General features: G+C 44.8%; 27 protein-coding genes. 12 read left to right on the top strand and 15 right to left on the bottom strand.

The genetic code is table 11. The features are described from left to right. Window positions 1-183 precede the first annotated feature (183 nt). A complete protein-coding gene (locus Q3W13_RS22615; RefSeq protein WP_302867887.1) occupies window positions 184-435 on the top strand; it encodes a hypothetical protein in 252 nt (83 codons plus the stop codon). A gap of 89 nt (window positions 436-524) precedes the next feature. On the opposite strand, the gene Q3W13_RS22610 is transcribed toward Q3W13_RS22615, so the two are convergent. The 4 genes from Q3W13_RS22610 to Q3W13_RS22595 form a co-directional block, all read right to left on the bottom strand. Continuing rightward, a complete protein-coding gene (locus Q3W13_RS22610) occupies window positions 525-1,094 on the bottom strand; it encodes a MarC family protein (protein WP_302867885.1) in 570 nt (189 codons plus the stop codon). 13 nt (window positions 1,095-1,107) lie between these two features. Further along, window positions 1,108-2,271, bottom strand: coding sequence for an MFS transporter (locus Q3W13_RS22605; RefSeq protein WP_302867883.1), 1,164 nt, complete (start codon window positions 2,269-2,271; stop codon window positions 1,108-1,110). Window positions 2,272-2,392: 121 nt separating this feature from the next. Further along, on the bottom strand, window positions 2,393-3,919 hold the full coding sequence (locus Q3W13_RS22600) for an amino acid permease (protein ID WP_302867882.1): 1,527 nt from the start codon (window positions 3,917-3,919) through the stop codon (window positions 2,393-2,395). A gap of 466 nt (window positions 3,920-4,385) precedes the next feature. Continuing rightward, entirely contained in the window at window positions 4,386-6,629 is a 2,244-nt protein-coding gene (locus Q3W13_RS22595) for a sodium-translocating pyrophosphatase (protein WP_302867880.1), read from the bottom strand. A 148-nt stretch (window positions 6,630-6,777) separates the two neighbouring features. Here Q3W13_RS22595 and Q3W13_RS22590 point away from each other — a divergent pair, with 148 nt between their 5' ends. The 8 genes from Q3W13_RS22590 to Q3W13_RS22555 all read left to right on the top strand — a co-directional run bounded on the left by Q3W13_RS22590 (window position 6,778) and on the right by Q3W13_RS22555 (window position 12,802). Next, window positions 6,778-8,232 carry an APC family permease gene (locus Q3W13_RS22590; protein WP_302867879.1) on the top strand — a complete coding sequence of 485 codons (1,455 nt, stop codon included), beginning with the start codon at window positions 6,778-6,780 and terminating at the stop codon, window positions 8,230-8,232. Next, complete coding sequence (gene dacB, locus Q3W13_RS22585; RefSeq protein ID WP_302867877.1) at window positions 8,204-9,616, top strand: D-alanyl-D-alanine carboxypeptidase/D-alanyl-D-alanine-endopeptidase; 1,413 nt, start codon at window positions 8,204-8,206, stop codon at window positions 9,614-9,616. The genes Q3W13_RS22590 and dacB overlap by 29 nt, the downstream gene beginning before the upstream one ends. Window positions 9,617-9,645: 29 nt before the next feature. Next, complete coding sequence (locus Q3W13_RS22580; protein ID WP_302867875.1) at window positions 9,646-10,086, top strand: hypothetical protein; 441 nt, start codon at window positions 9,646-9,648, stop codon at window positions 10,084-10,086. Between the two features lie 430 nt (window positions 10,087-10,516). After that, the gene (locus Q3W13_RS22575) at window positions 10,517-10,750 is read left to right on the top strand and encodes a hypothetical protein (protein ID WP_302867873.1); all 234 of its coding nucleotides are present in this window, start codon (window positions 10,517-10,519) and stop codon (window positions 10,748-10,750) included. Beyond that, on the top strand, window positions 10,740-11,072 hold the full coding sequence (locus tag Q3W13_RS22570; protein ID WP_302867871.1) for an addiction module toxin RelE: 333 nt from the start codon (window positions 10,740-10,742) through the stop codon (window positions 11,070-11,072). The genes Q3W13_RS22575 and Q3W13_RS22570 overlap by 11 nt, the downstream gene beginning before the upstream one ends. Before the next feature lie 107 nt (window positions 11,073-11,179). Continuing rightward, window positions 11,180-11,755, top strand: a complete 576-nt coding sequence (locus tag Q3W13_RS22565) for an NUDIX hydrolase (protein WP_302867869.1) — start codon at window positions 11,180-11,182, stop codon at window positions 11,753-11,755. 54 nt (window positions 11,756-11,809) lie between these two features. Continuing rightward, the gene (locus tag Q3W13_RS22560; protein WP_302867866.1) at window positions 11,810-12,202 is read left to right on the top strand and encodes a VOC family protein; all 393 of its coding nucleotides are present in this window, start codon (window positions 11,810-11,812) and stop codon (window positions 12,200-12,202) included. Between the two features lie 69 nt (window positions 12,203-12,271). Continuing rightward, complete coding sequence (locus tag Q3W13_RS22555) at window positions 12,272-12,802, top strand: GNAT family N-acetyltransferase (RefSeq protein WP_302867863.1); 531 nt, start codon at window positions 12,272-12,274, stop codon at window positions 12,800-12,802. Between the two features lie 2 nt (window positions 12,803-12,804). Here Q3W13_RS22555 and Q3W13_RS22550 read toward each other — a convergent pair whose 3' ends face one another. After that, window positions 12,805-13,200, bottom strand: a complete 396-nt coding sequence (locus tag Q3W13_RS22550; protein WP_302867861.1) for a VOC family protein — start codon at window positions 13,198-13,200, stop codon at window positions 12,805-12,807. Between the two features lie 123 nt (window positions 13,201-13,323). Here Q3W13_RS22550 and Q3W13_RS22545 point away from each other — a divergent pair, with 123 nt between their 5' ends. Then, a complete protein-coding gene (locus Q3W13_RS22545; RefSeq protein ID WP_302867859.1) occupies window positions 13,324-13,923 on the top strand; it encodes a hypothetical protein in 600 nt (199 codons plus the stop codon). Between the two features lie 123 nt (window positions 13,924-14,046). Here Q3W13_RS22545 and Q3W13_RS22540 read toward each other — a convergent pair whose 3' ends face one another. Continuing rightward, entirely contained in the window at window positions 14,047-15,156 is a 1,110-nt protein-coding gene (locus Q3W13_RS22540; RefSeq protein ID WP_302867857.1) for an AI-2E family transporter, read from the bottom strand. A gap of 199 nt (window positions 15,157-15,355) precedes the next feature. On the opposite strand from Q3W13_RS22540, the gene Q3W13_RS22535 reads away from it, so the two are divergent. After that, window positions 15,356-15,541, top strand: a complete 186-nt coding sequence (locus Q3W13_RS22535; RefSeq protein ID WP_302867854.1) for a DUF6496 domain-containing protein — start codon at window positions 15,356-15,358, stop codon at window positions 15,539-15,541. A gap of 84 nt (window positions 15,542-15,625) precedes the next feature. Here the strand turns inward: Q3W13_RS22535 and Q3W13_RS22530 are convergent, their stop codons facing one another. The 3 genes from Q3W13_RS22530 to Q3W13_RS22520 all read right to left on the bottom strand — a co-directional run bounded on the left by Q3W13_RS22530 (window position 15,626) and on the right by Q3W13_RS22520 (window position 18,096). Further along, a complete protein-coding gene (locus Q3W13_RS22530) occupies window positions 15,626-16,606 on the bottom strand; it encodes a Gfo/Idh/MocA family protein (protein ID WP_302867853.1) in 981 nt (326 codons plus the stop codon). 77 nt (window positions 16,607-16,683) lie between these two features. Further along, on the bottom strand, window positions 16,684-17,673 hold the full coding sequence (gene mgrA, locus Q3W13_RS22525) for an L-glyceraldehyde 3-phosphate reductase (RefSeq protein ID WP_302867852.1): 990 nt from the start codon (window positions 17,671-17,673) through the stop codon (window positions 16,684-16,686). 63 nt (window positions 17,674-17,736) lie between these two features. Beyond that, window positions 17,737-18,096: a helix-turn-helix domain-containing protein gene (locus Q3W13_RS22520; RefSeq protein WP_302867850.1), complete on the bottom strand. Its 360-nt coding sequence runs from the start codon at window positions 18,094-18,096 to the stop codon at window positions 17,737-17,739. A gap of 105 nt (window positions 18,097-18,201) precedes the next feature. Between Q3W13_RS22520 and Q3W13_RS22515 the strand changes: the two genes are divergently transcribed. Continuing rightward, entirely contained in the window at window positions 18,202-18,696 is a 495-nt protein-coding gene (locus Q3W13_RS22515; protein WP_302867848.1) for a lipocalin-like domain-containing protein, read from the top strand. Between the two features lie 43 nt (window positions 18,697-18,739). Here Q3W13_RS22515 and Q3W13_RS22510 read toward each other — a convergent pair whose 3' ends face one another. The 6 genes from Q3W13_RS22510 to Q3W13_RS22485 form a co-directional block, all read right to left on the bottom strand. Further along, window positions 18,740-20,065 (bottom strand): folylpolyglutamate synthase/dihydrofolate synthase family protein, encoded by a 1,326-nt coding sequence (locus tag Q3W13_RS22510; RefSeq protein ID WP_302867847.1) that lies wholly within the window; start codon window positions 20,063-20,065, stop codon window positions 18,740-18,742. Window positions 20,066-20,180: 115 nt separating this feature from the next. Then, the gene (locus tag Q3W13_RS22505; protein WP_302867846.1) at window positions 20,181-20,990 is read right to left on the bottom strand and encodes a TonB family protein; all 810 of its coding nucleotides are present in this window, start codon (window positions 20,988-20,990) and stop codon (window positions 20,181-20,183) included. A 67-nt stretch (window positions 20,991-21,057) separates the two neighbouring features. Continuing rightward, a complete protein-coding gene (locus Q3W13_RS22500; protein WP_302867845.1) occupies window positions 21,058-21,456 on the bottom strand; it encodes a biopolymer transporter ExbD in 399 nt (132 codons plus the stop codon). After that, a complete protein-coding gene (locus tag Q3W13_RS22495) occupies window positions 21,453-22,166 on the bottom strand; it encodes a MotA/TolQ/ExbB proton channel family protein (protein WP_302867843.1) in 714 nt (237 codons plus the stop codon). The genes Q3W13_RS22500 and Q3W13_RS22495 overlap by 4 nt, the downstream gene beginning before the upstream one ends. A gap of 2 nt (window positions 22,167-22,168) precedes the next feature. Then, window positions 22,169-23,233 (bottom strand): SPOR domain-containing protein, encoded by a 1,065-nt coding sequence (locus Q3W13_RS22490; protein WP_302867841.1) that lies wholly within the window; start codon window positions 23,231-23,233, stop codon window positions 22,169-22,171. Between the two features lie 131 nt (window positions 23,234-23,364). Beyond that, window positions 23,365-25,209, bottom strand: a complete 1,845-nt coding sequence (locus Q3W13_RS22485; protein WP_302867839.1) for a TonB-dependent receptor — start codon at window positions 25,207-25,209, stop codon at window positions 23,365-23,367. Window positions 25,210-25,214 lie beyond the last annotated feature (5 nt).

Raw genomic sequence — 25,214 nt, 5'->3', positions numbered from 1 at the left:
ATATAAAACCCCGCGCCGCGGAATATAATTCCCACGGATGTTTTGCTTAGATAGCCCGGGTAAATTAAAACGCATTTTAGAATACTATAATTCAGTTGGTTACGTCGAAATACTATTTTGGCGGCAAACGGAACAGTATTTGCCTTAGTCCTGCATTACTAAGCTTTCACTAATAAAACTGATATGAAAAAACTTAAACTATTCCTGGCCGCTTTAATATTTATGTGCTCGGTATCTGCCATTTCGCCGGCTAATGCCCAAGGCGATCCCGGAGCTCCCTGCGGCGGTATTGATCCCGATTCAGGCTGCGGCGGCTCGTCAGGTGGCGATACCAGCTTACCTATCAACAATGCGGTTTGGCTGCTGGTTGCGGCAGGGGCGGTTATCGGCACTAAAGTAGCCTTTGCCAAAAGCAAAGTTGCTGTGACTAAGTGACAGAATTACACTATTAACTGAACATATAAATGAGCGTTCGCATCGGGTGATGTGGACGCTCATTTATTAATCTCCTTTTAACGCCAGACCTACAAATGCGTATTACTCCTGAATAGCTTAATTGCAATCGCTAATAAAATAATTCCAAACGATTTGCGCAGGATGGCCACGCCAACCGGCCCCAACAGCTTTTCGAGCCATTTTACGTTCTTAAGCACCAGGTAAACAAAAAGAGTATTTATTACAATACCTGCAATGATGTTTTGAGTTTGATATTGTGATTTCAGGGAAAGCAGGGTAGTCATGGTTCCCGCCCCTGCTATTAAAGGAAATGCTATAGGCACAATGGAGGCCGAGGTAGGGATCTCTTCCTTAAAAAGCGATATGCCAAGCACCATTTCCATGGCAATAATAAATATAACGAATGAGCCTGCTATAGCAAAAGATGAGACGTCTAAGCCGATCACAGCCAATAATTCATCACCCAGAAACAGGAATGCTACCATTAATATCAGCACCGCAATGCTTGCCTTTTCCGATTCGATATGTCCTACCCGCTGGCGCACCTGGATGATCACCGGGATGGCGCCAAGGATGTCGATTATCGCAAAAAGGATCATGGTGACGGAGAGTACCTCCCGGAAAATCAAAGGGTGCATAGTTATCGGGTTTTTATTCTTTCTTCTTTAAACGGAAACTCAGCACGAATGCCAGCAAAATATAAAATGAAGATAAGAAGAAAACGCTGTGAATGGAAATAACCGTTACCAATCCGGCAGTTAACGGCCCCAGGGTTTGGCCGATGGATGCATAAGATTGGTTGATGCCTAATATTTTACCCTGTTCGGTGGAATCAACATGCTCGGAGATGATGGCATTGAGCATGGGGTTACGCAGGCCATTGAACAGGCCATAAATGCACATGCAAATTGCATACGGTAAGAATACCGAAATAAACCCGGAGATAAACATCGCCGCAAAACAAAGTAAGGTCGATAGCATCAGGATGAGTGCTTTGGATGAAATCCATTTAGTGCAGAGCGGAACGCACAATTGCATGATGATACCAGCAAGGCCGAATCCAGCTAAAAAGAGCCCGATTTGCGTGGGCGATAATTTGAGAATATCGACACTGAAGGTTTGAAATCCGGTCACCATACAAAGCTGGGCGGTAGTTAAAAGCAAGCCAATAAATACCGCCGTGCCGATAGTCCTTCGCTTCAGCGTGGTGATCAGTTCTGCAAACCGGAATTTTTGCCCTTTTTTTTGATGCGTTGCCTTATTTGCACCGTTAGTTTCCTGCAAAAGAAACAGTGCGCAAAGTGTTCCTAACAGAGATAGGCCGGCCGCAAAAAAGAACGGTGCCTGGGGACTGATCTTTGTAAATACGCCGCCAACAAAAGGCCCTAAAACGATTCCAAAAGCCAATGATGAACCCAGGATGCCAAACCTGCGGGCCCGGTTTTTAGGCGTAGCCGTGTCGGCAACCATCGCCTGGGCTACGGAGACATTGCCTCCGGTCAGACCGTCGAGTATACGGGCGGCGAAAAGCATAAGCAGACTTTGCGCTTCAGCAAACATCAGGAAGGATAGACAGGTACCGGCCAGGCTAACGACCAGCAAAGGCTTGCGTCCCCATTTATCAGATAACGAGCCCAGAACTGGTGTAGCAAAAAACTGGGCAACAGAAAAAGAAGCCATCAGAAAGCCCAGCGTGGTACCGTTTAGCCCGAAGGTTTTGCCGTAACTGTACATTACGGGAATAATAATGCCAAGCCCCAGCGAATTGATGATACATACCAGAACAAGAATCCACAGGTTTTTATCGGCTTTCATTAGCAGCAGAAACGCAGGTTTATAATTAAAATTTCAAGGTAACAAAAAAGGTTCCGATTTACCGGAACCTTTTCAATATTATGGCTGTTTTATTAAACAAAACAGCTTTTTACTCAACTAATTATTTTTTTTCAAAATCAGTGGCCGTAGGTATTATTTCGCCTAAAGTGCCGAGTTTGCTATGCTTGCGACTGTAGCCGAAGTAGATAAGTAACCCAACAATCATCCATGCAAGCGCGCTTAATTGCGTATCGCGCGGAAGTCCTAATATCATACCTGCGCAAACAATTATACCCAGTATAGGTACCAATGGCACAAGCGGTGTTTTAAACGGACGAACCAGGTTCGGTTCTTTTTTACGAAGGATAATCACACCGAAGCACACCAGCACGAAAGCGAATAAGGTGCCTACCGAGGTAAGGTCGCCGGCAACACTTTCGGGCAGAAAGGCAGCAAATAATCCCACAAATATGAAAAGGATCATGTTGCTCTTGTATGGAGTGCGGAATTTAGGATGCAAGTCGCAGAAAACCTTTGGTAAAAGGCCGTCTGTTGCCATCGTATAAAATACGCGGGATTGGCCCATCAGCATCACCAGGATAACCGAAGAAAAGCCCATTAAGATAGCTACAGTTACCAGCGTAGATAGCCAGCCAAACCCGTGCATATAGGTACTGATGGCGTAAGCCACCGACGCCTCCTTACCGGCATGCATAAAGTCGGTATAAGGAGCAACACCTGTAAGTACCCATGAGAACAAGATATAAAGTATAGTACAAATAGCTAATGAACCAAGAATACCGACAGGCATGTCTTTCTTTGGATTTTTTGCTTCCTGTGCAGCAGTAGACACTGCGTCGAAACCGATGAAAGCGAAGAATACGATACCGGCGCCGCGGATAACGCCACCCCAGCCATGCCTGAAAAAGTCGGAATAAGAATATGAGGTGCCATCAGGCAGAATTGCCGGTTTAGCGTCGGCAGGAATCATATAAGGAGTATGGTTAGCTGGATTGATATAACCCCAGCCGATAGCGATAAACACCAATACGATAGAAACTTTAACAATTACAATGATGCTGTTTACGGTAGCCGATTCCTGGGTGCCTTTAATCAGCAGTGCTGAAAGCAGGATAAGTATAACCAATGCAGGTATGTTAATTAAACCGTGATGGTGAACTCCAGCAGAATCGATAGCTGATTCCATAGGCGAGTGGCACCATTCGTACGGTATTCGCCCCCCGAGGAGATTGTTGGCATATTCACTCCAGCTTATGGAAACGGTTGCTGCGCCAAGTGCATATTCCAGTATCAGTGCCCAGCCGATAACCCAGGCAACTATTTCGCCCATGGTGGCATAAGCGTAAGTATAAGCACTTCCGGCAATTGGGATGATAGATGCAAACTCAGCATAACATAAACCGGCGAAGGCACAGCCTATGGCGGCAACAATAAATGAGATAGTAACCGCGTTACCGGCAAAACCGCCCGCCGCCGCTGCAGTACGCACAAAAAGGCCTGCGCCAATGATGGCACCGATACCAAGCGCCACGAGATTGCCCGCGCCAAGCGTTCGCTTCAGGCTGGTGCCCTCCCCGTCTGACGAGGCCGTTAATTGTTCAAGAGATTTTTTTACGAATAATTTCATTATAAGTCAGTTTTGCCAAACATACTTAAATTTATTTGAAACAAAAAGCACCGAATGTAACAATGGTTTGGCGGTTTAATTCAGAATAAAAAAGGGGAGAATGGCATATTATGAGGTGACATAGTCATGATAGAACAGGCCAGGATACTTGCCGCCCTTGTTGGAGTTGTCTCTTCTCGCCGCCCTTGTTGGAATTGTCTCCAACAAGCAGAAAGCAGTTTGTGATTTCCGATAGCCACTTGCATTTTCACATTTTAAGCCAAGCGGTTGTTGCGATAAACACCGGGATACTTGAGGGAAAGATTGACGTTTGGTTTGCCGGCGAGTTGGCCCATCGGACGCCATTAGCATGGCCGGTTGTTGGTCACAAGGCCAATAACGGCAGGAAACACTTCAAACTATAGTAGTCTCCAAACAAAAAAGGGACACCTTCCGGCATCCCTTTTTTGTATAAATACTATATTATCTATGCCTTCTTATCGGCCTTGATAATATGATGAGTTATCATGGAGTGCTCATGAATTTGTTTTTGAATGCGCTCACTGTTATTTACTTCATGATGCAAATGCGGCGCAATAACCAGCGACATGATCGACATCAGTTTTATCAAAATATTCATTGATGGGCCAGATGTATCTTTAAACGGATCGCCTACGGTATCACCTGTTACAGATGCTTTGTGTGGCTCAGATTTTTTGTAGTGTACCTCGCCGTTTATTTCGACACCCTTTTCGAATGATTTCTTTGCGTTATCCCATGCGCCGCCGGCGTTGCTCTGGAAAATACCCATCAATACCCCTGATACTGTAACGCCTGCCAGCAATCCGCCTAAAACTTCAGGTCCGAATGCAAAGCCGATAATAATCGGGGTAATTAAAGCGATAAGGCCTGGAGCAACCATTTCCCGGATGGATGCTTTGGTTGAAATAGCCACGCATTTCTCATACTCAGGCTTTGCCTTATACTCCATAATACCGGGGATTTCGCGAAACTGACGGCGAACTTCTTCTACCATCGCCATAGCTGCGCGGCCTACTGCCGAAATACACAATGCCGAGAAGATAAAAGGAATCATGCCGCCCACAAACAGGCCGGCAAGCACATCTGCCTTATAAATATCGATATGCTCGATACCTGCAACACCCACAAAGGCAGCAAACAGAGCCAATGAGGTTAACGCCGCCGAAGCGATAGCAAAACCTTTACCGGTGGCTGCAGTAGTGTTACCCACAGCGTCCAGGTTATCTGTACGGTGACGAACTTCTTCAGGCAAACGGCTCATTTCGGCGATACCGCCTGCATTATCGGCAATCGGGCCGAAAGCGTCGATAGCCAGCTGCATAGCTGTAGTAGCCATCATACCTGCCGCGGCGATTGCCACGCCATATAAACCCGCAAAATGATATGAACCATAAATACCCGCGCCTAATACCAATATCGGCAATACGGTCGATTCCATACCGATAGCCAAACCGCCGATAATGTTGGTAGCGTGACCGGTTGACGACTGGCGAATAATACTCAATACCGGGCGTTTACCCATTGCCGTATAATATTCGGTGATGATGGACATTAAGGTACCCACTACCAGGCCGACAACTATCGACATGAAAACACCGTTTTTGGTAAACACCAACGAGCCTGCTTTTATAGCCCCTGTGGCGTCTTCATCGCGCACCATGTGGAAGGTATCAGCAGGGAGCATCCATTGTACCACAAAGTAAGTTGCAACGGCAGTTAGCACTATCGACATCCAGTTACCGATGTTCAGCGCATTTTGAACGCTGTCGGTTTCTTGTTTAATTTTTACAAACGAGGCGCCTACCACCGAGAACACCAGGCCTAAACCTGCTATTACCATCGGCAGCAATATCGGAGCTATACCACCAAAAGCATCGTGCGATACAATCTCGCGGCCCAACACCATAGTGGCCAGCATAGTTGCCACATATGAACCGAATAAGTCGGCGCCCATACCGGCAACGTCGCCTACGTTGTCACCAACGTTATCGGCTATGGTTGCAGGGTTACGCACATCGTCTTCGGGGATACCTGCTTCAACTTTACCTACAAGGTCGGCGCCAACATCGGCAGCCTTGGTATAAATACCGCCGCCTACGCGGGCAAATAATGCAATTGATTCAGCCCCTAATGAAAAGCCGGCCAACACGTCAAGCGCTTTCGCCATCGCCTCGCCGTTTACGGTGCTGCCTGCTACGTGTACTACATAAAACTGGTAAAATACAATGAACAACGAGCCCAAACCTATAATTGCCAAACCGGCAACGCCCAGGCCCATAACTGTACCACCGGTGAATGATACCTTTAATGCTTTAGCAAGGCTGGTACGTGCAGCCTGTGTGGTGCGTACATTCGCTTTGGTAGCGATACGCATACCCAAAAAACCCGCAAATGCCGACAGAAATGCACCGCATATAAACGATATGGCGATGATGGGGCTTGAGGTTGCCACGGTAGTGCCCGACCATGCCAACAATATACCTGCAACTACCACAAAGTAGCCAAGTATTTTCCATTCGGCACGTAAAAATGCCATTGCACCGTCGGCAATATAACCCGATAAGGTTACCATGTCGCCGTCGCCGGCATCCTGCCTGGTTACCCATGCCGCCTTTATTGCCATCGCAATAATCCCGATAAGACCCAGGGCAGGTATTAAATAAATTAAGTAATTGTTCAAAAAATCCATATTTAAGTTTTGGTTTATTAACTAGCCCGGTTTTTATTTTAGGGTGCAAATATAAGCAGTTGTGCAAAATAGCAAATTTATTTATTTACAATAGCGTGAGAATTATAAAGATTTTTGAATAGTTTAGAACTTTAAACTAAAACTGTTGATGACAACCAAAACCAAACAACCGAAACTTAAACATGAGCTGGGTTTGCTCGACGGAACCATGCTGGTAGCAGGCTCCATGATAGGCTCAGGTATTTTTATTGTTAGTGCCGATATTACCCGCAACGTGGGCTCTGCAGGCTGGCTGATAGCCGTTTGGCTGATCACCGGCTTTATGACCATAACCGCAGCAGTTAGCTACGGCGAACTAAGCGGCATGTTCCCAAAAGCAGGCGGACAATATGTTTATCTGAAGGAGGCCTACAACAAACTCATTGCGTTTTTATATGGCTGGAGCTTTTTTGCGGTGATACAAACCGGCACGATTGCCGCGGTTGGTGTTGCGTTTTCGAAGTTTACAGCCTACCTGATACCTGCGGTTAGCGACGATAATATATTGTTCAGTACTGTTATAGCCGGCTGGCATTTTAACCTGAATGCGGCTCAGTTGGTATCGATAGTCGTAATAGTGATACTTACCTATATCAATACAAAAGGTGTACAAAGCGGAAAGATCGTACAAAACATTTTCACCTTTACTAAATTGATAAGTTTGTTCGGGCTGATCATATTCGGTTTACTGGCAATAAAAGGCGATGTATGGCACGCGAACTGGAGCAACGCCTGGAATCTGCATAACCTTAAGGCCGATGGTACCGACAGTGGCGTAAGCTTAACCATGGTGGCAGCATTAGGGGCCATAGCAGCGTCGATGGTAGGCTCAATATTCAGCAGCGACAGTTGGAATAACGTAACGTTTATAGCCGGCGAGATGCATAATCCAAAACGGAATATTGGCTTGAGTTTATTCTTAGGCACGCTGATAGTTACCATAATTTATGTATCGGCAAATGTTATGTACACTGGTGTTTTATCATTGCACGACATAGCCATAGCGCCAAAAGACAGGGTGGCTGTATCCGCAGCAGATGCTATATTCGGTAACATAGGCACTTTTGTTATCGCCATTATGATTATGATCTCGACCTTTGGCTGCAATAATGGTTTGATAATGGCTGGTGCACGCGTTTACTATACCATGGCTAAAGACGGCTTATTCTTCAAAAAAACCGGTACCTTAAATAAAGCCGCCGTACCTGAATTTGGTTTATGGATACAGGCGTTGGTGGCCTCGCTTTTATGTTTAAGCGGTAAATACGGCGACCTGCTGGATATGATATCTTTTGTAGTGGTGATATTTTATGTACTGACTATTATCGGTATCTATAAATTGAGAGCTACGCGTCCGGATGCCGAAAGACCATATAAGGCTTTCGGTTACCCAGTTCTTCCTGCTATTTATATCATCATGGGTATAGCTTTTGATATTTTGTTGATTGTTTACAAACCGCAGTATACCTGGCCGGGTTTGATTATTGTACTGATAGGCGTGCCAATTTATTTTATTGCGAACCGGAATTTAAAGAATGAAGTTACACACGAAGTGCCTGCTTAGCCTTCTATTGATATACGGGCAGGCGACTGCCCAGCCGCTTGAACAGAAACTGCAATCGGCCTTCGGCCGGTTGCAGGCTGACAGCCAGTGTAAATATGCCTCACTGTCGCTTACGGTGCTCGATGTTAAAACCGGCGAAAAGGTTTTTGCGGCCAACCCCAACATGGGCCTCGCCACGGCATCTACCTTAAAAACCATCACTACCATTACTGCCTTCAACTTATTGGGGAAGGATTTTCAATATCAAACCCAATTCGGTTACAATGGCAGTATAGCTGCGGATGGTACGCTAAACGGCGATATCATCATCAAAGGCTCGGGCGACCCAACCCTGGGCAGCTGGCGATATGAAAATACGCATGAAGGCCATGTGCTTACAATGATGGTTGATGCTTTACGAAAGGCCGGTATCAAAAAAATAAACGGACGTATTATCGGCGATGATTCCATATTCGGGTCACAATCTATACCTGAGGGATGGATATGGATGGATATAGGCAATTACTATGGCGCAGGCACATCCGGGCTTTGCTGGCGCGAAAACCAGTTTGACATTAAATTCCATACCGGGCGGATTGATTCGCCTATCAGCATAACGCACGAGGTTCCTGCAATGCCATACCTCACTTTCAAAAGCGAATTGGTAAATGCCCCTGCCGGTACCGGCGACAATGCTTATGCATTTTTACCCGTTGGAGGCAAGGTGATGTATTTACGCGGCACTTATGCCCAGGACAAGGAAAAGAAAAGCATCTCTGCTGCCCTGCCCGATCCTGCGTATGATGCGGCATTTCGCCTGGCGGATACCTTGCGGCGCTTAGGCATTAACGTTAGCAATGACCCGGAGTCGACAGGGACTTTAACGGCCAAAGGGTTAACCCCGCCTGCAATCGCTGCCAATCTTATCACCTTACTATCTCCACGCCTTAGCCACATCATTTACTGGCTCAATCATAAAAGCATTAACCTGTATGCCGAGCAATTGCTGAAGACCATCGCGTGGAAGGCTGGTAAAGCACCGTCCACAGGTAATGGCGTTGATGTGGAACAGGCGTTTTGGAAGACGCGCGGCATCGACCCAAATTCATTGAATATAGTGGACGGCAGCGGCCTTTCCCCAGGCGACCGGGTAACCACCCTTACACTGGCAACCATCCTGCAATCAGCAAGAAATGAAACCTGGTTTAACGATTTTTACGATAGTTTGCCTGTTTATAATGATATGCACATGAAAAGCGGCAGTATATTAAATGTGCTTACTTATGCCGGTTATCAAACTTATCATGGCCGCGAGCTTTGCTTCTCTATCATGGTGAACAACTACAGCGGCAGCAGCAAGGCGATAAAGGAGAAAATGTTCAGAGTATTGGATGAACTGAAGTAGCGCCTAATCCCTAAAGGGGAATTAATTTGATGCAAAGGAAAATAGTATTTGAAATAGCCTGGTTGGCCGGTTTATTAGTGCTTTCATTTTTAATAAGTATCGTACCGGGAATTCAGCCGCTGGATATTAATATGCATGATACCTATGTTATGGTGGATGGACATACCTATAAACCAAGCTTAAATTCCTACCCGGTCGTACTTTATATTGTTATCGTCTGCATTTTTTATTTTACCTGCTGTATAGTCAGGCGTTTCCGCGATATAATAACTAACGGTGGTTTATTTATCATCGTAGCCATCGCGCTTTTTTTCTTTGGTGATATAGTCACAACGTTTACCGTGTCGCAAATTCATCCCTCATTCATCCCGGGGATCAGGCATTGGTTTTACCTGTTGCGGATAACGTTGTGGATTATTTTGGTGTTTGATGTTTTTATGATTGGATGGAATTGGAAAAGAGCCGTTTAACCGCAATAAGTAAAATACAGCATATACCAGGATGTGTGACTTTCGAACAGTTAAGACTCATAATACACGCCGAAATCGTATTTAGTAGTTTTTACGTCTACTAAATAAATTGATGTAAACTCCGTTATATGTTGAAGGCATGCATAAAAATAAACCGGTTTTATTTATTTCAAGGATATCATATTCATTGAGATTCGATTTAGGTTGGTTTAACATAGCGTAAGTATGTAATATCTTCCGGAGGCAGGGAAGACCGAGTCTTTTATTTTTGTTTTAACGAAGATGCCGTTATAGTCCATATTTACCAAACCAAAAATGCCCTAATTTACGACATCTTTCTTTAGAACGCTATGAAATTTCCGAGACTTAACCCGTTATTTACTTAATCTGCAATAATTTGATTCTATAAAATTATTAGTAAATTTGATTTATGAACTTGCAGGCTGAAAAACTTGAAGTAGTTAGACTAATACTTGATACTAACGATAAGACCCTCCTTAGCGCAGTGAAGTCGTTGTTTAAAAACGAAGCAGTTGCCTCAAAAGATAGTGCGCATTTAGAAAAGTTTTATGATGGATTTCGGGACGGTATTCGTGATGTAAAGCTATCTCTTGAGGGACAGGTTGAGTTAAAAAATGCTGATACATGGTTAAATGAGCTTTGAAGTTATAATCACCAGAAACTTCGAAAAGGAAGCAAAACCCTTGGCAAAAAAATATCCTTCTTTTAAACAAGACATTGCCAAACTGATCAAAAATCTTAAAATAAATCCCGAAGAAGGCAAATCGTTAGGGAACAATCTGTATAAAGTACGAGTTGCTATTGATAGCAAAAATAGAGGTAAATCTGGAGGTGCACGCATAATAACTTACCTTGTTATTGAAAAAGAAAAGTTGTTTTTAATTTCTATCTACGACAAGGCAGAGTATGAGACATCTGATACGAGTTTGCTATTGAAAATACTCAAAGACGAAGGTCTCCGATAATAATTGGATTACCATGAAACTAATCAAGGTATCAAAAACACTATAAGTCTTTCCGTTTTCCAAAACATATCTTTACCAAATGGGTATCTATTTAAAAATTTATTCCCATGTCAAACATCCAAATTCTCAATAAAGAGACCCTCTCCAATAAAAAATATGCGCTTAAATATGTAACTTTTGAAAAGCCTGATGCTGATGGCGTGTTTCATACGGTAGAGAAAGAGGTTTATTTCCGTCCTGATGCGGTTGCGGTGCTTTTGGTTGATGATGAGCACAAAAAGTTATTGTTTGGTAAGCAATTTCGTTTGCCGGCTTTTTTGAATGGCAGCGACAGCGGTTACCTGATTGAGGTTTGCGCCGGCCTGATTGATGACAATGAAACACCTGAAAGCACAGCTCATCGCGAGGTTGCTGAAGAGATGGGATATGCTATAACAAACCTTCAGCGTATCGCAACCGCCTATTCCTCGCCCGGCGGTATTACCGAAATGATATATTATTTTACCGCGCGTTACAACCCCGCGAGCAAAACCGGCGATGGCGGGGGGCTAAAAGAAGAAGGCGAGCATATCGAGCCTGTCGAGATGAGTTTTGATGAAGCCCGTGAAAAATTGGAGCAAGGCTGGTTCAGGGAAGCGAAGACCATTATGTTGCTGCAGCACTTTTTTATGAATTTAAATTAAAAGTAATTTGTCGGGTGATCTATAATAAACCGTAGGGTATAAATATCTGCGATTATGCAACAACCTATTAGTTTTTTAATGTTTGAAGGCAGGGCGGAGGAAGCGATGAATTTTTACACTTCGGTTTTTCCGGATTCCAAAATCATTCATATCAGCCGCTATGAGGCCGGTCAGCCGGGGAAGGAAGGCTCTGTAATACATGCCACTTTTTCCATAAAAGGCCAAACTTATATGTGTATAGATAGCTCTGTCAGTCATGGCTTCACGTTTACGCCGGCCATATCATTTTACATAACCTGCGATTCAGAGGTTGAAATTGACGAACTTTACAGCCAACTCGGCGAGGGAGGTAAGGTAATGATGCCTTTGGGCGCTTATCCTTTTAGTAAAAAGTATTGCTGGTTAAGCGATAAATTTGGCGTTTCGTGGCAGTTGACGCTGGTTTAACAGAAAGTTTTGCCATTGCCTTTGGGGCGTCGTTTGTGCGCAACAACAAATTTTATATAACCTTTAGCTATGTCAACCATCCGTCTCGCTTTGCTTAACGATATTCCCCGGCTAAATGAGATGATAGCTCTTTCCGTTCGCGGATTAAGCAAAGATTATTATACGCCCGCTCAGATCGAAAGCGCCATTAAATATATTTTCGGGGTGGATACACAGCTGGTGCTGGACGGCACCTATTATATTGCCGAAAAAGATAACATGATAACAGGCTGCGGCGGCTGGAGTAAGCGCAACACACTTTACGGCGGCGACCAGCACAAAAGTATTGAAGACCCATTGCTAAATCCATTAACAGATGCCGCCCGCATCAGGGCTTTCTTTGTACACCCGGATTATGCCAGGCAGGGAATAGGCCGCCAGATAATTAATATTTGTGAAGACGCCGCTAAAGCCGGAGGATTTACTGCATTTGAACTTGGCGCAACTTTACCCGGCGTGCCTTTATATACCGCAATGGGCTATGAAGCCATAGGACGCGTCGATGCCCTTTTGCCCGACGGTGAAAAGCTCGGTATCGTAAAGATGCGAAAAATAGCTTAAGATTACATTCCCGGCGGCACCGAGTGTAAGGCTACTCTATTACCTTCTGTATCTAAAAAAACAGCCATATGTCCATACTCCGGTGATATTTCGGTTTTGGGCATAATGATCTTGCCTCCTGCAGCCTCAATTTTATCGAGAATGTTTTGTACGTCCGGGTTGGCATTCAGATACACCAGCGTGCCCGCCTCGGCAGACGGCTTATAAAAATCCCCAGCACAGCTTATGGCGCCGCCGATCCCGGTCATGGGATCCTCGATCGGGAACATACGCATTTGCAATTGCGGCATATCCATTGGTATCATCTGGATATCGAATATGGTTTCGTAAAATTTCTGGGCACGGTTAATGTCAGTTGAAGGAATCTCGAACCAACTGATGGCGTTTTTAAATGTCATGGCGTTTCGGATTTAAAGGATTTGAAGGATTTCGGTTATCTGAAATAAAGTTAAAGACATTTTCAGACAGATAGAATATGAAATAATTAATTGCGTTAATTTATATTTGACGAAGACACACCCATGCTTAGAAAGTTTATTTTATCGGTCATACTCATAATTACGGCTTACATAGCGAACGCTCAAAAACGGCCTATTGACCCTGTATATGAAAAGTACCTTGATTTTAACCTGGCCCGCTTGCAGGGAGAGGTGGATAAGCTTATGGACCTGGGCGAGGCCATTCTTCCGGATACCGCCAAATTGCCGGCCAAAGCAAGGGTAAATTTTTATTTCTCCATAGGCCAGGTTTACGAACATAATGAACAGCCGCAAAAGGCGCTTGATTTTTATGAAAGGGTGGCAGCCGCAGTGCCCGACTATTATGTAGCCCATCGCGGCATTGGCTATATTTACCTTGACCGTGCGAATGAGATCCAAACTAAAATGAACGCCGCGACCGACCTGGCTGTTAACAAAAAACTTGCCGAAGAGTACCGTAAAACTGTCCGCATGGCATTACCACACCTTGAAAAAGCACAGGCCTGCGACCCAAGCGACGAAACACTTGATGCAATAAAAACTTTGTATAAAAACCTGAAAGACCAGGAAGGTTTAAACAGCTTAGATGAGCGGCTGAAACAGCTCAGCGCGCATTGTATAGATATTTTGGAAGACAAATAAGGGAAGTCCGGAAAGTTAGTAAAGTCGGAAAATTCCGAAAGAAGCTGCATGACCGTTCAATAAGTTTATATGCGCCTACACGATATTTAACTTTGCCGACTTTTAGGACTTTCCCGGCTCAAATTACGTTTTATCCGCGCGGGCCGGCTTCATTTTCTTCATGGTAGACTTATCTTCCTCCACGCCGTTGCCCAAAAGATAGCCCCACGGTTTCAGGCTTTGCACCCGGTCGAAAATAATTTTGAATATCGCCATAATGGGTATAGACAAGAACATGCCCGACAGGCCCCAAATCATCTCGCCTAAGATAATGCCCAGAAAGGTGATGAGTGCATTTAGCTTTACTTTTGAGCCGACTATGGTCGGCAGCAATATATTAGAGTCTACTGCATGGATGCCTATTATGCTTACAGCTACCCAGGCTGTATGCTGAATGCCGCCTGTTGCAAATGTGATCAGGCTGCTTAGCAGTAATGCCGTAAAAATACCGAGGTAGGGGATCAGGTTAAACAACGCCACTATTAATCCTAATAACACAGCGTATTGAATACCGATTATCCAAAACGCCGTGCAGGCCAGGCAGGCCACTACAAACATTTCGAGCAACAGCCCAAGTATGTACTGACGAAGAATACTCTGGATATTCTCAACAATGTCATGTACAATGGGTTCGTAGTCATCGCTAAAAACCCAAACAATAAAATGAATAAGCAGCTTGCGGTAAAGCAGGATAAAAAAGGTAAATATCAGGATAAATGTATAAAACAGCATTAATGACGATACCGCGCCGAAGGTAGTGCCCAATACATCGGCGCCGGAAGCCATGATTTTTTTTGTGGTATTGTTCACATAGGTCATCTGCTTACTGGCCGTTATATGAAACGCTGACCGGATCCACTCCCGCAAATCTCCGAGCGACTGGTGTACCTGGCCTTTCAATTGTGGCCAGTCGCTGGCCAGGTTTGATATTTGCGAGCCCACTGCATATAAAATACCCCCTACGAAAGTGATCAGCAGCAAAATGGCTATTAAACAGGCAACAGCCCGGGGCAGGCGTATTATTTTCTCTACAAACCTGGCTACAGGATATAATAAAATGGCGAACAGGAAGCCGAAAATCAATGGGTCAAGCACGTCCTTGCCCTGGATAACAATGTAGCCGAGGGACAATAAGCCGATAAGTACCAGCGATAATCTTTCGTAAAAAGGATGAACAGGAGTTTTTGCGGGCATATACCGGTAGCTATTTAGTGACCTATCAACACAGAATGTTGGTTGTTGGTTTGAAGGTAAGCATAAATGAATGATAATATGCTTTCAATGAAAAATTTCCCGGAGGGACAAAATGCTTGTGTTTTTGGGATAATATTTTGAACCCATTTTGGCAGATATTTTGCTTTATAAATTAATTGTTTACCTAAAGGAAAATATTATGGCAAAGTATTCAAAAAAAGCTGGCGAAAAAGTTGAAAAAGCCATGCACGAAATGCACGAGGGCAAGTTGAAAAGCGGCCGCAGCGGCAAAAAAGTTACCAGTAAAAAACAAGCGGTTGCAATAGGCCTTTCAGAGGCCCGCGAGGAAGGCGCCAAAGTGCCTAAAAAGAAGAAGTCATCATGAATATTTGATAAATCGCAATTTATCAGATTTTGATACTCAAGCCGGGGTTAAAACTCACTATGTCTTTTATAGATTTGGTAAGTTTTAGCTTTGGCCCGTAAACGCATCCAAAATATCCATCAAAACAATAGCTTCATCAATCGAGCAGGGATTCGGCCCTTCGCCGCGAAAGTAGGATACTATTTTGGTGATCATAGGTTGCTGGATGTGTTCCGGGTGTACGAAGGTGAGTGTTTGTTCCTCGTCGCCGGTTTTATAAGTTATAAAATTGCCAAAAAACGGAAATGTAATTTTACCATGGCTGCCGATTATTTCACATAAGTCTGTACTCTCGCTTTCGGCAACACTGAAACACCATGAGCCGCTTAACGCCACTCCGCTTTTAAACAGTATTTGTCCCTGTACGGTGTCGTCGGCGGGAGTGTCTTTTGCCTGGTTGAGGGAGAAGCCTGAATACTTTTCAGGTTCGCCAAAATAAAACAGCATCAGATCAAGCTGGTGCGGGGCAAGGTCGTGAAAGTAGCCCCCGCCCGAAAGTTCAGGATGCACCCGCCAGTCAGCCGCCAGTTCTTCTTCGGAGTTATGCGTTCGGCATTTCCACATCCTTATTTGGACTGAACGGATATCGCCGATAACTTTATTTTCCAGCAGTTCCTTTACTTTCAGAAACATGGGCAGGCCGCGCCGGTAATGGGCCACGGTAAGTTTTTGACCGGGATACTTTTTAAGTTCTTCTGCTATTTGCCGGGCTTCGGCAGCATTGCGGGTTACCGGTTTTTCGACGTATACATTAAAACCTTTTTCAAGAGCCTCAATAGCGTAAGGTGCATGCGAAGCGGGCGGGGTTGCTATATAAATGGCGTTCAGTTCAGTATCCGCCATTAATTTAGCGGTATCATCGTACCATTTTCCTACGCCATGTCGTTTGGCATAGTCAGCGGCTTTCGCAGCGTCACGCCGCATCACTGCCACCAATTTACTGTTTGGCACTTTGTTAAAAGCCGGGCCGCTTTTTCTTTCCGTTACGTTGCCGCAGCCGATAATTCCCCAGTTTACAGTTGTCATATTTAGTGAAGAAACAGGAGCAAAGAACCAGGAAAGAAAGGCTTCTTGTCTTGATTGCCGGCTCTTGATTCCCGAATCTATTTTAGTATTTCTTCAATCTTATTTAATTCCTCTCCCGAGAACTCAATGTTATTTAAACATTTCAGCGAATCAGCCAATTGTTCCGGGCGGCTGGCGCCAATCAACACAGATGTAACCCGTGGGTCTTTCAGCAACCAGGCCAGCGCCATTTGCGCAAGGGTTTGCCCGCGTTGTAAGGCTATGTCATTCAGTTTTTTAATCTGCGCTATGCGTTCTTCGGTAACCTGGCTCTCCTGCAAAAATCCGGAGGGCTTTGCTGCACGCGAATCGGCAGGGATACCATGCAGGTATTTATTAGTTAACAGGCCCTGCGCCAACGGCGAGAAAGGTATGCAGCCAACGCCGTCGCGTTCCAATACATCCAGCAAACCGCCTTCAACCCAACGTTCAAACATGGAATACTTAGGCTGATGGATCAGGCAAGGCGTGCCAAGGTCATGCAATATTTTAATAGCCTTTTCAGCTTCTTCGGCAGGGTAGTTGGATATACCCGCATATAACGCTTTGCCCTGGCGCACAATAAGGTCAAGAGCGGCCATGGTTTCTTCAAGCGGTGTTTCAGGGTCTGGCCGGTGATGATAAAAAATATCCACATAATCCAGCCCCATTCGTTTCAGGCTTTGGTCAAGACTGGCCACCAGGTATTTTTTTGAGCCCCAATCGCCGTAAGGGCCTTCCCACATGGTATAGCCGGCCTTGCTGCTTATGATCATTTCATCGCGGTAACCGCGAAAATCATCTTTCAATATCTTCCCGAAATTTTCTTCCGCAGTTCCCGGCGGCGGTCCGTAATTATTGGCTAAATCAAAGTGCGTAATACCGCTGTCAAACGCCAGGTGCAGAATTTTGCGAAAGTTTTCGGCAACATCCACGCCCCCAAAGTTATGCCACAGGCCAAGCGAAACCTCTGGCAGCTTAATACCACTTTTTCCGCAGCGGCGATAGCGCATGTTCTTATACCTTTCGGATGATGGCTGATAGGTCATAATGTATTGATGATACTTAAAGACGTAAAAATAGAATTTAATGTAAATACTTAACGTTAATATTTAAAGTAATGATAGCGGCATCGCTTTAATATCATTGGCCAGCATCTGCTGCTTCGCCCAATCCCGCAACTGCGACAAAAATGGCAGCAGTTGTGCACCAGTTTCAGTTAATTCGTATTCAACCCTGGGCGGTACTTCTACAAAAACAGCGCGTGTAACTAAGCCGTCCTCCTCAAGTTCCCTTAAAACCTGTGTAAGCATTTTTGCAGTAATTCCGGTTACCGTTTTTCGCAACTCACCGTAGCGGAGTTTACCGTTGCGCAGCCGCCATAGCACGCGGCCTTTGTATTTTCCGCCGATACGCTGAAATGCATAATCTATTCCGCATTTGGGCAGCGCCCTGTTACTTGCTTTTGTCATAATTCAAATTAATCTAATTGATTAACAGCATGGTACCTTTTTTGTAAGCAGGTTACAATTTTGTACGTACTTGATAAATGTAGACACCGGAGGCTATTTTTGAGCATGAAAAATATAATACTCGCACTTTTGCTATCCGTCAATATACACATTGTATCCGCCCAAACGCATAAAAATAATAACCTGGCAGGAACCTATGTTTTAGTAAGCGTTGACAATATTGACAAAAATGGAACCCGGACACATCTTTACGGAGATAGCCCGCAGGGACTATTAATTTTTGACAGTGCCGGTAATTATTCCTTACAAATCATGAGCGGCAACCGGCTAAAGTTCGCGTCTGCTGATAAAGCCAAAGGTACCGACGATGAGAACCGCGCCGCTGTAAAAGGATGTAATACACATTTTGGCACTTATTCAGTCGACTACAGTAGCGGTACTATTACTTTCAATATCCTGCACGCGTCATTCCCCAACTGGGAGGGTACGCAGCAAAGGCGCCCTTTTGTATCAGACGGCGTTGTTTTTAAATATACGGTACCTGCGCCCACAACAGGCGGAGCTGTTACCGGTGAAGTGGTTTGGAAAAAGATAAAATAAGAAAGACGGTTATCGGGGCGACGGCATTATGGCAAGCCAAAGGCTACACCACCTCGGCCACAACAAAGGTACTTCCTCCAACAAAAACAAGGTCATCGTCTGTAGCGTTCTGCTGCGCTGCTGCAAGGGCTTCTTTAACTGAGTGATAGGCCTCGCCATGCAAGCCAAAACCTTCAGCCTTTAACCACAGGCTGTTGGCGTCCAGTCCGCGGGGAATATCAGGTTTACAAAAATAATAATGCGCTTTTACCGGTAAAATTGTAAGCACCTTGCTGATGTCCTTATCATTAACCATACCTAAAACAAAATGCAGTTTTTTATGGGGCGTTGCCGCAATGTTTTGCAGTACTTCTTCCATGCCCTCAGGATTGTGGCCGGTGTCGCAGATGGTAAGCGGCTGATTGTTCAACACTTCCCAGCGGCCATGCAGACCCGTCAGACCCTTAACGTCAGCAAGGGCGGTACGCAGTTGTTCCTCCGTAATATTAAAACTCTGTGCCTTCAGCTCTTCGACAGCGCAAAGCACCGTCTTTATGTTTTTCAGTTGGTATGAACCAGCGAGATCGAGTTGTAAGTCCCGGGTTTTAAGTCCTGAATCTTGAGCCGGCGTGACAGTTACAGCTAAACTGGTAACAGAATCTTTAATGATGCCGGTTTTAATGTGAGTTTCCAGTCTTTCAGACGCGAAGGTTATTCTTGAAGATGTTGATTTTGCCTTTTCAATAAAAATATCAGCTACTTCTTCCTGGTACTCGCCGATGATTACCGGAACTTTGTCTTTGATAATGCCTGCCTTCTCGCCGGCTATAAGGCGCAGGGTATCGCCGAGGATATTCATGTGGTCCCAGCCGATATTTGTGATAACCGACAAAAGAGGCGTTATCACATTGGTTGAGTCAAGCCTTCCGCCAAGCCCTACTTCTATTATCGCTATATCTACCTTTTCTTTGGCAAACACGTCGAAAGCCAGGCCTACCGTCATTTCAAAAAATGATGGCTTTATCTGGTCGAAATCTTCTTTATGTTCCCCTACGAAATCAGTCACCGTTTGTTCGCTGATCATTTCTCCGTTTATGCGGATTCGCTCGCGGAAATCTTTCAGGTGGGGGGAAGTATACAGGCCGGTTTTATAACCCGCAGTCTGCAAAATGGCAGCCAGCATGTGCGATGTAGACCCTTTGCCATTCGTGCCGCCCACATGTACGCTTTTAAATGTATGCTGAGGATTGCCGAGGCGGTTTAACAATTCAATGGTATTATCAAGATTAGCCTTGTATGCCGACGCGCCGTCACGCGTAAACATCGGTAATTGGCTGTATAAGTAGTTGATGGTTTCCTTGTAGTCCATAGTCCATAGTCCATAGTCCATGGACCATGGTTTATCGATGGCAAATTTACCTCAATATTTATTTACCGGGAAGATTATTGGCTTGCAGAATGATAAGAAAACTATCGTCTGTCGTCCATGGCCTATGGACTTAGAATTAATCAACCTTAAACCTGAAAGTATATTGCCCGTTCTGATTACCGGTGGCCGGTTTTGAGGACGTGAATCTGGTGTTTTTTATCGCGTCGATACAGGCTTGTATAAGGCTTAGCTCTGCCCTGGTTTTGCGTGTATTATAATTAGCCGAAATAACGTTGCCGTTAGGGTCTACCACAAAGTCCACCACTACAACACCAGGCACACGGTGGATATTTTGCGGATCAGGAGCGCTTACAAAGCTCCAGTTGGGCATATTAAGGCCATTACCCGATCCACCGGGGCCGTAATTATCGCTTAAGGTCGAGCCGTTTTTACTGCCCTGGTTACCGGGCTTGTCTGTAGTACCATCGCCCTCGCCGCCGGTGCCTTTATTAGTTGCCCCCTTATATAAGGCGTTTTGATTGATGGTTGGTTTTGCCGCAGGCTTATTAGGCTGTGTTGCCACATTGGGTGTGGGCTTTTTTGAATTTGCCGCAACAGTTGGCGCATCTTCCGCATCCTGGGTAACTACTTTTTTGTCGCTGTTGTCTTCCTGTGCTTTTTGTTCAGTTGGCGGCGCAGTATTAACTTTCGTAGGTGCCGTTTTATTTGCTTTTTCGGCGACAGAAGGCTCCTCCGTACTCGACTGATTGTTACCTGTTCCCTCGTCTACCGTACCATAATTTACCAGTATGCCGCCAACACCTTGCTCTTCGGGTTGCGGTGCACGAAAAACAATAATATAACACAGGGCAATTAAAACCGCCATTACAATACCGGTTGCTAAAAAAGCCTTGGGGTAATTATTTTCTTCTTCGTAATTAGTCATTTGTCATTAGTCACTGGTCACTGGCAAGCGGCAAAGTTTAAGCACTTACCAACAACTACACTCTGCACTATTTGGGTACGGTTGCCAGTACCATTTTAATATTCAATTTCTGCGCTATATCCATTACGCCAACCACATCCTGGATGGCCACTGTTTTATCAACGTATAAAACGATGGTTAATTCTGCTGCCTGCGATTTATAGCTGCCCAGCACGGTAGGAAGGTCGGTAAGTAATACCGGTTTTTTATCTACAGTATATTGCAGATCCTTATCTATACTTACATTAACAGTTTTTTTTGCTACGGCTTTACCTGATTTTGATTTCGGCAGCAGCAGTTTTACAACGTTGGGGTTGGTAAGTGTTGAGGCTATAAGGAAGAACAGGAGCAGGAAAAACATGATGTCGTTCATGGCCGAGGTGTGTACCTCAGCGGAAGCGCCCCTTTGTCTTTTTCTTAAATTCATTTGGTTGGTTCCTCTAACAGGTCAATAAATTCAATGGCATCAGTTTCCAATCGCAATATTACTTTATCAACCATCATATTTAATATATGATAAAACACATAGGCTATTATACCAACGGTAAGTCCTGCTGCAGAGGTGATCATTTTCACATACAAGCCACCTGAAATAGTACCGATGCTAAAATTGTCGGTGGTTGATATATCGAAGAATATCTTGATTACACCGGCAATGGTTCCAAGGAAGCCAAACATCGGCGCGATACCTGCTACTATGCCCAGGATACCGATATTCTTTTCCAGCTTAGATACTTCAAGTTTGCCCACATTTTCAATAGCGCCTTCAATATCTTTGATGGGCCGGCCTATACGCAGCAATCCTTTTTGCAGCATGCGGCCAAGCGGCGAATTATTGCTGCGGCACAGCGCTACCGCTGATTCCAGGTTGCCTGAAACTATGCTTGAACGAACCTGCAACATCAGGTTGTTTTCGTTTTTAGATGCATTGCGAATGGTGAAATACCTTTCAAAGAAAATCACGAACGCAAGGATTGCCAAAATACCGATAGGTATCATTACCACCCCGCCCGCCAGTATCAGGCTGCCAACGTGCAGGTCGGCTTTTGGCGCCACTACCTGTCCGGCACGGTTAGCTGTATCTAAAAGTTTATGTGCGGTATCTGCTGCCTGCGCCTGTATAAATAATAACGTCATTTTTATTGTTTTAATGGAAGTACTGATGAAGTTGCCGGAATTTTTCCTGCCTTAACTAAAACTGACCTCGCAGCTTCAGCTTCGGCCTCTGTTGGGTAAATAGTTGTTATAGCTACTTTAATGCGGTTGCCTGTTGCTTCGTTTTTTGACAACACCCTTGCGTCGATATTTTTCGCTTTTAAGCGTTTTATCTCCGGATCTGCGAATTTTTGCTGCCGGTAGCTTATTACAATTATAGCCCACGAAGGTTTTTTAACCGTATCTGCCGGCGGAGCAGCCGCAACCGGCTGTGCTGCGGTTTTTGATGCGGTGTCTGTATGCGGAACAATTGTACTTTTGGCTACGGTGTCTGCCTTAGTTTCCCGGCGATAGATCGGTACAGAAGTATCAGCTTTTTTGGTCACGTGAAAAGCTGAACCGATTCTGTCAAATACGTCAGGGTAAAATTTATAGACGCCAAAGACGGACAGCGCCACGGCGGTTAACACTATCAGCACTATCAACCATACATTAACGCCTTTTTTCCTTTCTGCCTCTTCTTCAAAATACAGCTCATCAGTAACCGGTTGAGGCGATTGAACCGGGTGACTAAGAACAGCCGGCGCAGGCGCTACATTTGCAAATGAAGGCCGCGAATATTGCTCATTCAAGGGCTGGCCCTGCTTGTATACATTTAATTGAGGATAGCCATAAAAAGCCGGGTCGTCAGCGATCTTGTCATTCGGCTTAAAAACCAATTGCTGATCCTGGTCGGTATAAAACAGGCCGATATCCGCGAAAATGTATTTACCGGTTAAGGCCTGTTCGCGCAGTTTGCTTACAAACTTTTCCGCAAAATATTTAGATGACGCCAGCGATATGTTCTTTTTATCGGCAACATACTGGGCAAAAGTATCATCATCCTTTGGCTGAGCCACAAACTTTACCCTGTGGTAAGGCGGATAGAACCGTGCCTCTTTATCGTTATAGTAGCCGTTTACGCGCTCGCGCACAAAATAACCGAGACCAGGTACGCTAACTTCCTCGTACTGACCCAACAATTCACTTAAATAGTCGGCTAAATTCATTTGCGCCAAAAGTACATTTTATTATAAAATTTCAAAACCGGTTCGTTGCCCCTGTCTTATCAAATTCATTCCGGGCAGAGTGACTTAAAAAACCTTCTTTACCGGGAGACTTAAGCGCCGGCCCAAATCCCTTAAAAGCTATATCCAACACCGCCAAATATATTAAATCCGTAATCAGGATAATATAACCACGTTTGGCTGGTACTGTTTAAAAGATTATTTGCATGTATAAATACCGAGAACCGCTTTGGCAATTTATAATCCGCACCTGCGCTTAAATCGGCAAAACCATCAATTTCTGTAGGCAGGGTGCTTGTACCGCCAGGCGCAACCTTTGGCGCAGATTGTACAGAACCACGAACCAGCAGGGTGCCCGATATGCTTATTTTATCGCCTATCTTAAAATTGGTACCGCCCTTAAACACTACCTTTGGCAGGAAAAAAGGCTCGGTTGTTGCCATCTTATAATCTTTAAACTCAATACGGCCAAATATGTCCATATCTTCCGACACCTTATAATCCAGCTCACCGGTTAAGCCGCTTACGCGTGATCGGCCTTCATCATAAATCACCTTAAACCTGTTATAGCCGGTGGCCAGGTTAAAGTCGTTTACAAACAACGGCATGTTCTTAATTTCATTGCGGAACACGGTTACTTTAAAACCTAATCCCGGTGCGATAGTCCCTTTCAAACCGGCTGCAATGTCCAGTTGATCAACAGAGTTCTTGATATCGAAATTTTGCCCGAGGAAGGGATTGATCGCCATTAAGTCATGTAACGACGTTCTGTTTACATCACCTTTCGCTTCGGCAAACACACGCACGTACTTAGGTATTACCTGCAACTCCGCCCTGGCCGACGGGAAAATGTAGAACGCTGATTTGTAACCAAACTGGTCTACAATATTGATACCCGCATCAACCTTATAATTATCTCCCTGGAATTTAATGTATGGATTTAAACGGATCAGGCTGTTGTTATAATCAAACAAACTGTCTTTCTGCGTGCTCAAATCAATCGAGCCAGCTAAACCCGCATAAAACTGTTTGATGGTTTGGTTCACGAAACCCGAGAGCACCAGGTTGTTCTCGCGGGCCTGGTAAGCATCACTAAAAATATATCCTTTCAGCTTCAGTGCGTAGGTAAAGTCTTTTTCAACGTCCTGGTAGTTTTTGGCCAGCTCGCCTTCCGCCCCCAGCGTACTAAAATGCTGCTTATTGGCCTGTATGGCTGAAGGAGCGGTAAACTCGTCAAAGCCATAAAAATAATTGCTGTTATAGTTATAGGTAATGCGGCCGCTCAGGCTGTTCAAGTCGCCTACACTTTTGCCAAATACGCCTACTTCTTCCTTCGCCGATTTTTGGTTATACAAGTTGCCATTTTGTGCAAAATGTTTCAGGTAGCCGCCCACTTGCAGTGCATTGTCTTTACCATTGGCAAAATAAGCTTCGCCATAAGTGGTTTTTAAACTACCCAGACCAGCCTTTACATAATTATTGGTGGGTACAGAATCCTGCTCGGCCGGCATTTTCATGGCGTCGAGCCGTTTTATACTTGTATTCAGCTCCAGCCTTTTGTCTATTGGTACGTAAGTTAAGGGAGCTTTAAAAGGGGTTTTATCCTCTAAGTCGGGGTTGCGGCGTATTTTTACAGCATCGGCCAGTACCGGCTTGTAGGCGGTGGTTACCACAATCTCTTCAGACAGGTTGCCGTTTACCGCATCGTTGCCTTTACCTCCCTTTTTCGTAGTATCGGCAGCAGCTTTTGACACCAGATCGCCAAGATTAGCTGCATTTTTTTGACTGGGCGCTGTAGCTTTAGTAACCTTTGGAGCAGTTTTTTTAGCAGCGTGCTTTGCAGTAGTTTTTGCGGCCGGCTTTTTAGCCCTGGCCTTATGCTTCGTTTGTGCATCAGCAGGAACAAAGTATAGGGCGGTTATTAAGGTAAGCAGCGTATATATATATTTTAACTTCATTGCTT

It is taken from the genome of Mucilaginibacter sp. L3T2-6 (assembly GCF_030519355.1).
Taxonomy (GTDB): Bacteria; Bacteroidota; Bacteroidia; order Sphingobacteriales; family Sphingobacteriaceae; genus Mucilaginibacter.
The sequence above is the reverse complement of the archived record's forward strand: the minus strand, read 5'-3'. Positions and strand labels throughout refer to the sequence as shown.